Below are 12,711 nucleotides of genomic sequence, written 5' to 3' on the forward strand. Positions count from 1 at the left end.
TTCAAATTATTTTTTTTCATGTATTTTTTAGTTCTTTAGTCACCAAACTGTAAGGATAAAACCTCTTCCGTAATAAAGACGTCTCTCGGTTTACTTCCTTTTGGCTCAGAAACGTAACCTTGACGCTCTAACATGTCAATTAATCTCGCCGCACGATTATAACCGATATGGTATTTACGTTGTAATAGTGAAGTAGAAGCCGAACCTTGTTCATAAACAAAACGGCATACTTCTTCAAACAGCTCATCTTGTTCTTCAATTGCTTCAGATCGTTTTAATAATTCTTCTTGTTTGAAAATATACTCAGGCTCCCCTTGCTCACGAACAAAATCAATAATTTCTTCGATTTCATCATCCGTTACAAATGTACCTTGGATACGTGTTGGTGCTGACATACCATTACCTAAATATAGCATATCCCCTCTTCCAAGTAAGCGCTCAGCTCCTTGTGCATCTAAAATTGTTCGTGAATCAATTTGCGATGAAACTGAGAAGGCGACACGTGTTGGGATGTTTGACTTAATTAAGCCAGTAATAACATCCACCGATGGACGTTGTGTCGCGACGATTAAGTGAATACCTGCTGCACGTGCCTTTTGCGTAATTCGGCATATGCTATCCTCTACATCTTGCGGTGACATCATCATTAAATCCGCTAACTCATCAATAACTATTAATAAGTATGGCAATTTCTGCGCGTGCATGCCATTTTCATCGCACATTTTATTGTATGCTTCAATTTTACGTGCACCGCTATGCATAAATAACTGATAACGTCTTTCCATTTCTTCAACTGCCCATTTTAATGCTGCTGTTGCGGCTTTTACATCGGTAATAACTGGGCTTACTAGATGCGGAATATGGTTAAACGGCGCTAATTCAACCATTTTCGGGTCAATTAACATTAGCTTTAACTCATTTGGATTTGCTTTGTAAAGTAAGCTCACTAAAATGGAGTTAATACAGACCGATTTTCCTGAGCCCGTAGCCCCCGCGATTAATCCATGTGGCATTTTTCGTAAGTCAATTGTAACTGGCTTCCCTGTTAAATCTAATCCTAGTGCCGCTTCTAATGGCGAATCTGAGTTGCGGAATGATTCAGAATCTGTCACTTCTGAAAGCCTTACAGAACGAGAAATACGGTTTGGAATTTCAATACCGATTGAGCGTTTCCCTGGGATTGGTGCATCAATACGGATGTCCTTTGCGGCAAGAGCTAATTTTATATCGTCCGCTAAATTACGCACTTTACTTACTTTCGTGCCTTGACCAACTGTAATTTCAAATTGTGTAACGGCTGGTCCCTGTACGATTGATTCAATATTCGCTTGAATTTGGAAATACGACAATGCTTCAACTAAATTTTCACCTTGTTCGTCCATCCAATCACGGTCTTCGATCATTTCCTCTGGCGGCACTAAATAATCTAGTGGTGGTTTAACATATGGCATTCGTTTTTTAATTGGCTCGATTATTGGTTGTTCTTCAATAATGGGCTCTTCTTCTACTATTGAAGCTGATTCATGTTCAACTTGTACTATGTCTACAGATGTGGGTATTTGTATTTCGTCCTTAATTGCAACCTGTTGTTCATCTTGTTCATCTTGTTCATCTTGTTCATCTTGTTCATCTTGTTCATCTTGTTCATGCTGCACTAACTCTTCTTTGCTATTTTCACGATCTAATAGTCCAATTGCTGTTGTTTGTGGTTGTTGGTCTAGCTCAGTTAATGCTTCTACAGTTTGTTCGAATGCTTGTGGCATCAATATCACTGGGGCTTCCGTTTCGATTTCAGACTGTTTTTCAAATTGAAGTGGTTGTTCCTGTTGAACAGCGTTTTCCACTTGAGTTTCTTCTGTAATAGCTTGCGGTTGATCTTCAGTTATTTGAGGAACTTCCTCAATAATCTTCTCTACTACCGTATCTTGTTCAAAAAGTTCTGGTTCTTCGATTGCCTCTTCAACATCAGATTGTTTGAATTGCTGTGTAACAAATTGCTTTGTTAAAAGCTTCTGTTTATCTGATTTTAACATTAAGACATTAAACGGTAAGCGACTTCCTGTAGGCTCTGGTTGCACTGGCAGTGAATTTACTTGCTGTGCTTGCTCAATAATTTTGTCTTGCTCCCGCTGAGGTAATTGCTCCACATTTAGCTGCCCAATATGAATTGTAGAATTTTCAATCGTGACATGTTTAACCTGCACATCATTTAAAGTCTCTTCTACTGAAGACTCTTGAGGTACTTGTTTATCCTCTGCCAATAATACCGCTGGTGGCTCAGCTTCTTCAGGTAGTGGCTCGAGAATTGCGATGTCCCTTTCTATCGCAGCTGGTTCTTCTTCAAATAAAATTGGTTCTGAAGCTTGAATTTCAATTTCTTCAGCAATTGCTGGTTCGATAATTGTTGCGACAGGTTCGTTTTGTTCGATAACTATAGCTTCTAACACTGCTATCTGCTCGATTGTAGTAGCAATTTCTTCGACAACCACTTCATTCGTAGACGCATCTTGTATAGTTGGCTCGATTGGTTTAAGAGGCTGTACCAGAAAATCTTCCACAACTTCTGATGCAGCTAACTCATGTTGCACTTGTTCATCAATAGGTTGAGGTTGTTTTATGTTTTGTTGTTGGACATGTTGCTTTTCGATTAACTGCTCAATTGGTGTCGGTTTCAAAAATCCATGCACCGGTGATGGTACGTCAGTTGGGACAAAGCGTTTACGATTCGCTAACGGATTGACGAATTCCCTGTTGATGTTTGTATCTTCCCGCATAGGATTTTTTGTTAATATTTGTCGTTCTTCCTTCGTCACAGGAACATTACGTACTTGCTCTGGTGTACGAATGACATTCGAATGTCCCTTACCTTTTCGGCGACGCTCTAATAAATCACGAATGCCAGAAACCTCAACATCTAATATTTCATTCGTTGGTCTCTTTTGTAAATGATTCGGTAGTGATAATTGTGCTCGATCCTCATCGTAATAGCTTGTCGTTTGTGGCTCGACATGTTGCTGTTGTGATTGTGTCTCATATTCGTCATCAATTAATGGAAAACGAAATGTCTTTTTTGACTGCTGCGGCTCTTCGTAAAAATCTTGCTGTCTCTGACTAATTTGTTGAGCTGGTTGCTCGACTTCCTCAAAATATTCTTCATAATCTTCATTTTCATCCAATTTAAATAATTTATTAAATTGATTTTTAACCCAACTCATTTATTTCACTTCTTTCTATCAAAACATTGCCTTACAAATAGTTTATTTGTATTGGTCTTTCATAAAATACGTCAAAAAAATAGATTTCGTACTACCTAGTGTGAAATGCTATTTTTTCTAATGTAGATTTCATTGAAATAATTTATACTTTTTTATCCACTAAAAATATGTATACCTCAAAAGCATATCATATTTATTGCTTAAATGCGCATATCACAATGTTTTTTCAAGGCAAAATAAAAAGTCAGTACGAAAGACTACGCTACGTACTGACTATGGTTTCAATTATCGAGTTGGTACTGTAAATGCACTACCTACTTCAGCAGTTTCTTCTAATACTAAAATCCCTTTTACTTCTGGTGCTCCTGGAATTGCTAGCTCACGCGCTGAACAAAGCATACCGAATGAATCTTCGCCACGTAAGTTACCTTCTTTAATTAATAAACCTGATGGCATCACTGCACCTACTTTTGCTACCACTACTTTTTGACCTGCATCTACGTTTGGTGCACCACATACAATTTGTAATGTTTCTTCACCAACGTTTACTTTACAAACGCTTAATTTATCTGCATTTGGGTGCTTTTCTTTTGATTCTACTAAACCTACAACAAATTTAGGTGTGAAATCTACGTCTAATGAAATTTCTACGCCGTTTTCATTAATTGCAGCTTCTAATTTTTCTACTAATTCAGGTGTTACTTCTACGTTACCTGCTACATCAAGTGCTACGTATTTGCTCGCATTAAATAAATTGAATGCTTTTACTTCACCCGTCGCTTCTTCTTTTAAAATCGCGATGTCACCAACTCGCTCCATTTGTGTTTTTACGATTGATTCCATTGCTAATTGAACTAATAATACGTCCCCTACATGTACTTTGTTGTAAGCTACTTTCATAAATATTCTTACTCCTTTTTCTTGTTTTTCGCTAAAATAAAAATTGGTTCGAAACGACCATCTTCATATACAAATGAAAGGCTCGTAATTGGAACGGCCCCCACTGTAAAGAAGTGCATCGTCATCTGTGCTAATACATCATAACCTACATCGTTACGAATATCACCAATAATTAGTACATCTTGGTGTGGCACAGACACCGTCATTTCGCCTTCAATTTGACTGGCCATCTCTTTTAAGAAACCGTCATTTACAATACGACTCGCATCATAGCCGTCATTATGATTTAAAAAATAATAGACATTACCCGAAACTTCATCACGTTTGACAGAAGTCGGTAATTTTTTGACAGAAAACCGTGCCATCTCATGTACTTGCTCTGCTGTTATGTTTAATTTGGGAAGCATCGATTCATCAATTAAGCGATACGTTGTGCCTAAATCAAGTGCATAAAAAATGCGTGTTTCTGCAGTATGATCTGTTGTGACAAATGCGTGCCCCTCATTAGACTTTTTTGGGAAGGAAGTCGAACGAACAATTGGATACACTGATGCTAAGCCTTCAAAACCCTGCTCTTGCTCATGTGTCATTGCTGCAAATGTTTGCTCAATTGTATAAACGACTTCATCGATTGCTCGTTGTTTTTTTGTTTCATATTTTGCTAAAATTTCTGCTAAAGAAATATCCATACCGCGTCTAATCACTTTGTTATCGAGACGCAATTTATCATGTTTTTCATCGAATATGAATGTATAATGTGCTTCACCTAATCTTTTTTTCAGCTCCGCTACTAATTGTTTCGATTCCATGAGGTCACTCCTTTTCTATTAGAAAAACACATTCGCGCCAAATAGCGCAAATTGATGTATTTTCTTATGTAGATTTCCTTGAAAAATGCATACAATCTCATCTACCAACACAAAAAGGTCCACAACTGTGAACCGTTTTGAAATACTCTAACTATTGTAGCAAAATTTAAGTTGCTTTACTTAGTTGAAAGCTTGTATTACTTAATTACTTTTACAGATTGTGCAATTTCCATCATGTATTGTAACTTTTCATCTATTTTTTTCTTGTCAGAAAGCGTTGTCACTTTTACGCCGCCAACACTAACAATTAGCTCAAACTCTTCTTCATTCAATTGATTTACAGCAGAAAATCCAAATAAATCCCCTTTTTCAAACGTTTTATCTTCAATAATATTCGTCTTCGCATCTTGCTTTAAAATGTCATAATGTAATTTGCTATTTTCGGTTTCATTTGGATTAACGAATAAAATATATGAATCTTTGCCATTAATAACTGTGTAGTTTGCTTCATCAATACCTTTTTCAATATTAAAGCCGTTTGGTAAATAAAGCTCGATATGACCCATCGACTTATTTGTTGCATTAGGTTCGTTCGTAAATACAGATTCTGCATTTTCAATCCCTGTTGCTGTTTTTTCTTCTACCGTCTTGCCACAAGCAGATAATACAAGCATACATAAAGCGGCTAACAGTATGTGACTCCATTTTCGGTACATCTTAATCACTCCTTAAAACCTTATAATGATGATTGTTGGTTGTTTAGTTTAAATAATACTTGCCCAATAAGTATTGTGACAATATGTTCAAACATTTGCTTTCGATCGATTAAATCATTTGTAAAAATTCCTATTGCTCCTTGGTGATGGCGAATATTTTCAATATCGGTATAGACGTCCATTACTGGGCCAAGTTCCTTCCCCATACGAAGCTCCTGCGCTATAACTTCTGGCAATGCAAATTGTGCCCCTGAACTTGAAATAACTGTACCATCTTTCATTGCCACTGCACCCCAGTTACAGCAATACATTACACCACCAATTTCATCGACGCCACCTTCTAAACCAAATGCTAAATCAGCATTTGTTTTAAGTAAAGTATTACGTGCGCGATTTACTGCACCTTGACGAGTTTCTTCATTTGAAAATGGTTGCACTGATACATCTGAGGCAACTTCTAAATTTTCAAGTTGTGCATCAGGAAAATATTTAGACACAATAGCTTGTACTGCGCCTACTTTTGCTTTATTTTCTGTCCCTACTGCGATTTTCATTCATTCATCTCCAAATTGTGTTGTAGATTTTTAGTTTAGAAAACTCATTTCACATCAAATGCGCGAAATAATATTTTTCTTATGTGGACTCCTAAAAAAATTTACTCTCCAATAAAAAACGAGAATGCGAAAAACACCACATCCTCGTATTATAACATTATTATACTTTTTTACACGTTTGCACGAATTGAATCGATTGTTGAACGGTCTGCTGATTGAATCAGTTTTACTAATAACTCTTTTGCAGCTGCATAGTCATCAACATGGATAATGGAAGCAGATGTATGAATGTAACGCGAGCAAATACCGATAACCGCTGAAGGAATACCGTCGTTTTGTGTATGCACACGACCTGCATCCGTACCACCTGGTGAAACGAAGTATTGATATGGAATATGATTTGTTTCAGCTGTATCTAATACGAATTCACGCATACCTCGGTGTGTCACCATAGAACGGTCGAAAATACGTAATAACGGTCCGTTTCCTAATTGACCAAATTGCTCTTTATCACCCGAAGTGTCGTTTGCTGGTGACGCGTCAAGTGCAAAGAAAAGGTCTGGTTGAATCATATTTGCCGAAACTGCTGCACCACGTAAACCAACTTCCTCCATTACGTTTGCGCCAGAATAAATGTGGCTCGCTACTTCCTTGCCATGTAATTCTTTTAATAATTCGATTGCTAAACCACAGCCATAACGGTTATCCCAAGCTTTTGCCATAATTTTTTTCGGATTTGCCATTGGTGTAAATGGACAAACTGGAATGATTGATTGACCTGGGCGTACCCCTAAGTTCATCGCATCTTCTTTAGAATCCGCGCCGATATCGATTAGCATGTTTTTAATATCCATGGGCTTTGCACGTTCTGCATCTGTTAATAGATGCGGTGGAATTGATGCAATTACCCCCGGAATTTCACGATCTTTTGTATACACTGTTACACGCTGAGCTAGCATCACTTGGTTCCACCAGCCACCAAGTGTTTGGAAGCGAATCATACCGTTATCTGTAATTGATGTTACCATGAATGCCACTTCATCCATATGACCAGCTACTAAAATTTTTGGCGCATTTTCGTCTTGTGCTTTACGTACACCAAAGATGCCACCTAAATTATCTTGAATAATTTCATCTGAGTATTTTTCTAATTCAGAACGCATGAAGTTACGAACAGCACGTTCATTTCCTGGTGCACCAGGGAGTTCTGTTAATGTTTTAAATAAATTCAATGTATCTTGATTCATGTTAGACACCTCAAAATTAGATTTTTTCCATTATAACATAAATTCCAAATAATATTTCGAAATTCGAACCTTCTATTTTTTGTACACAAAATTCAGAGTATGTTAAAGTAAATGTAGATTATATTTTTGAGGGGGATTTTTCATGAAAGTAAAAGATTTTGCACTTGGCGTGGTGACAGGTGTTGCAGCAGCAGTCATCGTCAAAGAAATGTCAAACCGTGTCGTTCCATACGCAAATCCAGATAATATTTTAGAAAATATTAAATCGGAATTTAAAAAACAAACACCAATTGATGGCTCATGGATCTATATGAAAACTGAAAACTACAGTAATGGCTTTACTGAAATCCCAGTATTTAAAGGTGGAATTACCCGTACGGTAGAAGGCGAAGTTGAAAATTTTGAATTTGCTGCAGATGCACGTTCTGGGGCAATCGTAAATATTGAACAAGTGAAATAATTCCAAAAGAGGGGCTGTGCAAAAAGTTAACACTTTTTGCACAGCCCCTCATGTATTTATAATTCGCTTTTGGCAATGGTCAGATGTAGAAAGAATGCTAAACACGTCACGTCCTGTGACAACACATTTATAACCAGCTTCATGCTAGTCTCCATCTTCAGCGTAAAGGGAATGTCCCAGAATTACTTCTCAGGGTATCTCTTTGTCATTTAAAAGATGATTTTTGCTTGTTTTGAACGCTCTAGATGATCTGTTATTTCTTTACCTGTCGCGTCCCATTGAATCATGCGATAGTAAGCATCATGATAGAAAATAAAGCGGTAGTTATTCGCTAATGCTTCCTTTAAAATCTTTTCTTTCGCAAACACACTTGTCATTGGATAGTCATCATACGCTAATACCCAAAGCGGGTTTTGGTGGGCATGTGTTGGCATTATATCTGCCATGTGTAGCGCTACTTCTCCATTTTGCTCAAGGCGAATGACTGCATGTCCATCACTATGACCACCTGTATGGATCATTGTAATGCCAGGCGCGACCTTTAGCTCACCATCAAATGGTTTTACTAAATGCTGCACAGGCTCCCAATTTTCCTTCCAGTACGTATTTTTTGAACGCAGATTTGGATGACGCATTTCATCCCATTCAGTTTGCGTCACGAAAATGTCTGCATTCGGAAATACCGGTACAAGCTGTTCGCCTTGCCATTTCGTTAAGCCCCCTGCATGGTCAAAATGTAAATGTGTCATTAAAATCGCATCGATATCACCAGGCGTCATGTCGAGTTCGGCTAGGCTTTGTTCGATTGTTGATTCTTCAGAAACACCAAAATTGCGAAGTTGCTTTTCATTTAACTTCCCAGCACCAACGCCAGAATCGATTAAATAATTTTTACCTTCGTATTGAAGTAGAATCGGCTCACAAGGTAATTCAATTTGATTTAACTCATTCACTGGATATTTGCGTGACCACAGTGCTTTTGGCACAACCCCAAACATTGCCCCTCCATCTAGTGATGTGACACCCCCATCTAACCAAGTCAGTGTCATGTTGTGAAATTCAAAACGATCCATTAATCCATCCCCCAAATCATCAAATTATTTTGTTTTAAATTGACATTCTAATCGATAAATCGGCTGACCTTTTTTCGAGAATTTTTCCTCGTACTCCGTCATGACGTTATCTTCTGGCATGTTTACGTGTAAATCTAATGAAACATAATTTAGAGACATCCCATAAGCGTTCATGCTTACTAATGAATATTCAAAAAGACCACGGTTATCCGTTTTAAAATGGATTTCCCCGTTATCGACTAAAACATTTTCATAAAGCTTCAAGAAGTTTTCATGTGTTAAACGACGTTTCGCATGACGCACTTTTGGCCATGGATCCGAGAAGTTTAAATACACACGGTCTACATCATTTTTAGTAAAGAATTTTTCTAAGTCTTCACCATTTACTTTTAGTAGACGCAAATTAGAAGGTTTGTTTGCTGCTTCGATTTTTTCTAATGCACAAACAATAACACTATCAAATAATTCAATTCCGATATAATTGATATCTGGATTTTGCTGGGCCATACCTAATACGAATTGCCCTTTTCCTGTTCCTACTTCAATATGTACAGGATTATTGTTGCCAAATACTTCATGCCATTTACCTTTATAATCTTCTGGGTTTGGCAAAATCACATTTGGATGTTGTGCAATATATTCTGCCGCCCAAGGTTTATGCTTTAATCTCACTGATATATCCTCATTTCTTTTGTAACATCCTCTACATTATAACATCAATTACGACTTGGCGTAATTGAGTCTGGATTCGGCTTTGAGCTCTCGCAAAGAACTCCTTTCCGAATCAATGACATCCACCGGAGGCTTTAACTGTTATTTTGCTAATTGCCACGCTTTTTCGATTACCGTAATAGCAATCTTGTTGTTGCTTTCAAGGAGAAGTTGGTTTTCACCATCTGCATGTGCCATTACGGAGTCGCTAAACTCAAGCTCAAGCGCTGTCGTTTCAAACTGATAAACTTCTTTTAATCGCGTATGCTTTGCAAAAAATACACTACCAAAGAGGAATAACAATTTCCACTTTGATAAATTCGAAACAACCGTTACTTCTAATTTTCCATCAGATGTATTTGATTTCGGAGATATATTCATGCCTCCTCCAAAATACGGCTGATTACTAACGGTAGCAAACCATACATTTTGAAATTGCTGCTGATTGCCATTCTGTTTCACGTTTAATTGAAACGGTTTAAAGGTAAAAAGTGCATAAATGACAAAATACGGATAACTTAATTTTCCAATACTCCATTTATTTAGCTTTTTCTTTAGCTGTGATTCATTAGCCGTGTTCGCTACAAGTGCATCAAAGCCTACACCGAAATTATTAACGAATAATTTTGGTGCTCCATTTATTTGTGCAATACCATAATCATGCACTGTCGTTTCAATAGTAGCAACAAACTGCTCAAGTTGTTGTACATTTGCAAAAACTGTATAGCCTCGTGCAAAATCATTACCCGAGCCTGCTGCAATTGCCCCAATATATACATTTTCTACATTTGCCGCGCCGTTTAACACTTCATGTACCGTTCCATCCCCACCAATTGCAACGATACATACCGGTAGCTCTTTTGTTGCAAGCTTTGCAATGTCCTGTGCGAGAATAAATGTGTGCCCCACGTACTGTGTTTCATGCAGTTCATACGGAAACGAGAGCTGCTGATTAAACTGCAACCAACGTTTTTTGGCACGTCCATTCCCAGCATTCGGATTTAAAATAAAATGAACACGCATGGCTAGTTTTCCTTATTTTCTGTACTTTCTGTATTCCAAATATCACGGTGGAAGGACGTCGTTTGAACATTATTTAAAATAGATTGTGCCGCGCGTATTTGCATATGCTTCATTGGGGAAACTGAGCGTCTTAATTGCTCCATCCACTCAGGAAACTTACGCTTGTCTACTAATTGCGTACCATACATTGTACCCGGATAATCGATATATCCATTACGTGTTAACAATACTTTTTTAATCGACATTTCAATTCCACTTTGGATAAACATTTGCTCCAGTAACTTTTCCATACGATTCAATTGAATTAAAGGGCTTAATACTTTTTTGTCATTTTTGCCAACCTTCTTCATCCAAAAACGCTCACTATTTGCAATATAAACTGCCTGTTCTTCTTGTTCAAGGACTGTAATACATAAGCATTCTGTTGGCGTTAAAATAATTATATCCAGTTCAATCGGTGCCTTTTTCACACGAATTATCGGATAATAAAAAATCAAATAATTATCTGGTAATGTTTGTAACATCGCCCGAAGCAATGTATCACGCATATATTTCGGATCAACATATGATCTTTCACGTAACGTTGAGCTCGCCCATTTCATTTGAAAATGGAAAAATTGATCAATAAACATCTTTTTTAATTCTTCTATTGTATTGGGCTCATAAATAATATTTGGTTCAAAAATTAATGTTGTATCTTCTTCTGGAATTTGATCTTCAACAGCCCACTCACCCGAGATATTCACTGTTTCTATTTCTTCACTTTCTTGTACTATAACTTTTTCTTTTTTACTAAACGGAAAGAATTTTTGAAAAAATGTTCGGCCTTTTTCTTCCTGCAGTAAGGCATCTTCATCAATATGTTCCCATCGTTCGATTACTTCACCTGTTTGCCATTGTTGCCTCACACGTTCCCACTGATTTTGTTTTAAACGAATAAACTGTGTCGGGTAACGCGACAAATCATTTTGATAGCGTGAAATATAATCTTGAAGTTTAACTAATTGAGCCATTGTATCGTCTCCTAAATTGTAACCTTATGTTCATTAAGTTATATTTTACAGGTATTTGACAAAAAAAAATAGCAGATTGCGTGATTGCAACCTGCTAGCACCTTTTTCAAGTCTTATTATGCATTAATGCCTTTAGGAATCTTTGTTTCAAATTGGGCTTGTAATTTGCGTGTCCATTCGCCCGGCGTACCATTTCCAATTGCCTTGCCATCTATGTCAATGATTGGTGTAACTTCAGAAGTTGTTGATGAAACAATTGCTTCATCCATTGCCAATAACTGCTCTTTTGTCATTGCTTCTTCCTTAACAGACATACCGATTTCAGTTGCACATGTTAAAAGTACTTGGCGTGTAATACCATTTAAAATTAAATTATTTGCTGGATGCGTGTATAATACTCCATCTTTTATACCGTAAATATTTGAAGATGATCCTTCTGTAATCGTTTCACCGCGGTGTAAAATCGCTTCGTAGCAACCTTTTTCATGTGCTTCTTGTTTTGCAAGCACTGCACCTAATAAATTTAATGATTTAATGTCGCAACGTAACCAGCGGATATCTTCAACAAATGTCGCTTTTACGCCATTTTCAAAGTTTGCCACTGGACGTGGATTTTCTTTTGTATTCCCCGTAATTACCGGTTTTACGTCATCTCCAGGGAAAATGTGATTTCGTGGGCAAGCACCACGCGTAATTTGGAAGTATACATGACCAGTGTCGACATTATTAGCTTCTACTAACTGATGTAATAATTGATGTAACTTATCTTTTGTATACGGAATTGCAATACGAATTTTTTCTGCACTCGCATAAAAACGATCAATATGCTCAGTAGCTGTGAATAATTCACCATTATATACTTTTACTACTTCATATACACCATCACCAAATTGGTAACCTCGGTCTTCCTTATCAATTACTATTTCATCATTTTTCACGATTTGATCATTTAATAAACTATAGCTCATTAATTTTACCACCTTTTATTTA

At 37.1% G+C, this 12,711-nt stretch carries 12 protein-coding genes; 1 reads left to right on the forward strand and 11 read right to left on the reverse strand.

Annotation, left to right across the window (positions count from 1 at the left end; genetic code table 11):
- Positions 1-35 precede the first annotated feature (35 nt).
- The 6 genes from LZ480_RS11105 to LZ480_RS11130 all read right to left on the reverse strand — a co-directional run bounded on the left by LZ480_RS11105 (position 36) and on the right by LZ480_RS11130 (position 7,441).
- Positions 36-3,215, reverse strand: coding sequence for a DNA translocase FtsK (locus tag LZ480_RS11105; RefSeq protein WP_241369494.1), 3,180 nt, complete (start codon positions 3,213-3,215; stop codon positions 36-38).
- 285 nt (positions 3,216-3,500) lie between these two features.
- Positions 3,501-4,115, reverse strand: a complete 615-nt coding sequence (ytpR, locus tag LZ480_RS11110; RefSeq protein WP_241369495.1) for a YtpR family tRNA-binding protein — start codon at positions 4,113-4,115, stop codon at positions 3,501-3,503.
- An 8-nt stretch (positions 4,116-4,123) separates the two neighbouring features.
- A complete protein-coding gene (locus LZ480_RS11115) occupies positions 4,124-4,924 on the reverse strand; it encodes a DUF1444 domain-containing protein (RefSeq protein ID WP_241369496.1) in 801 nt (266 codons plus the stop codon).
- A gap of 197 nt (positions 4,925-5,121) precedes the next feature.
- Positions 5,122-5,640, reverse strand: coding sequence for a hypothetical protein (locus LZ480_RS11120; RefSeq protein ID WP_241369497.1), 519 nt, complete (start codon positions 5,638-5,640; stop codon positions 5,122-5,124).
- Positions 5,641-5,660: 20 nt separating this feature from the next.
- A complete protein-coding gene (locus LZ480_RS11125) occupies positions 5,661-6,194 on the reverse strand; it encodes a DUF84 family protein (RefSeq protein ID WP_241369498.1) in 534 nt (177 codons plus the stop codon).
- 170 nt (positions 6,195-6,364) lie between these two features.
- Positions 6,365-7,441, reverse strand: a complete 1,077-nt coding sequence (locus LZ480_RS11130) for a M42 family metallopeptidase (protein ID WP_241369499.1) — start codon at positions 7,439-7,441, stop codon at positions 6,365-6,367.
- 142 nt (positions 7,442-7,583) lie between these two features.
- Between LZ480_RS11130 and LZ480_RS11135 the strand changes: the two genes are divergently transcribed.
- Complete coding sequence (locus tag LZ480_RS11135) at positions 7,584-7,901, forward strand: hypothetical protein (protein WP_241369500.1); 318 nt, start codon at positions 7,584-7,586, stop codon at positions 7,899-7,901.
- Positions 7,902-8,110: 209 nt separating this feature from the next.
- Here LZ480_RS11135 and LZ480_RS11140 read toward each other — a convergent pair whose 3' ends face one another.
- The 5 genes from LZ480_RS11140 to dat all read right to left on the reverse strand — a co-directional run bounded on the left by LZ480_RS11140 (position 8,111) and on the right by dat (position 12,689).
- Positions 8,111-8,974 carry a YtnP family quorum-quenching lactonase gene (locus LZ480_RS11140; protein WP_241369501.1) on the reverse strand — a complete coding sequence of 288 codons (864 nt, stop codon included), beginning with the start codon at positions 8,972-8,974 and terminating at the stop codon, positions 8,111-8,113.
- A gap of 24 nt (positions 8,975-8,998) precedes the next feature.
- A complete protein-coding gene (gene trmB, locus LZ480_RS11145; protein WP_241369502.1) occupies positions 8,999-9,646 on the reverse strand; it encodes a tRNA (guanosine(46)-N7)-methyltransferase TrmB in 648 nt (215 codons plus the stop codon).
- A gap of 141 nt (positions 9,647-9,787) precedes the next feature.
- On the reverse strand, positions 9,788-10,708 hold the full coding sequence (locus LZ480_RS11150; protein WP_241369503.1) for a diacylglycerol/lipid kinase family protein: 921 nt from the start codon (positions 10,706-10,708) through the stop codon (positions 9,788-9,790).
- A 2-nt stretch (positions 10,709-10,710) separates the two neighbouring features.
- On the reverse strand, positions 10,711-11,721 hold the full coding sequence (locus LZ480_RS11155) for a nuclease-related domain-containing protein (RefSeq protein ID WP_241369504.1): 1,011 nt from the start codon (positions 11,719-11,721) through the stop codon (positions 10,711-10,713).
- Positions 11,722-11,837: 116 nt separating this feature from the next.
- Entirely contained in the window at positions 11,838-12,689 is an 852-nt protein-coding gene (gene dat / locus LZ480_RS11160; protein WP_241369505.1) for a D-amino-acid transaminase, read from the reverse strand.
- Between the last annotated feature and the right edge of the window lie 22 nt (positions 12,690-12,711).

Origin of the sequence: Solibacillus palustris (assembly GCF_022549215.1) — a bacterium.
Lineage (GTDB): Bacteria > Bacillota > Bacilli > Bacillales_A > Planococcaceae > Solibacillus > Solibacillus daqui.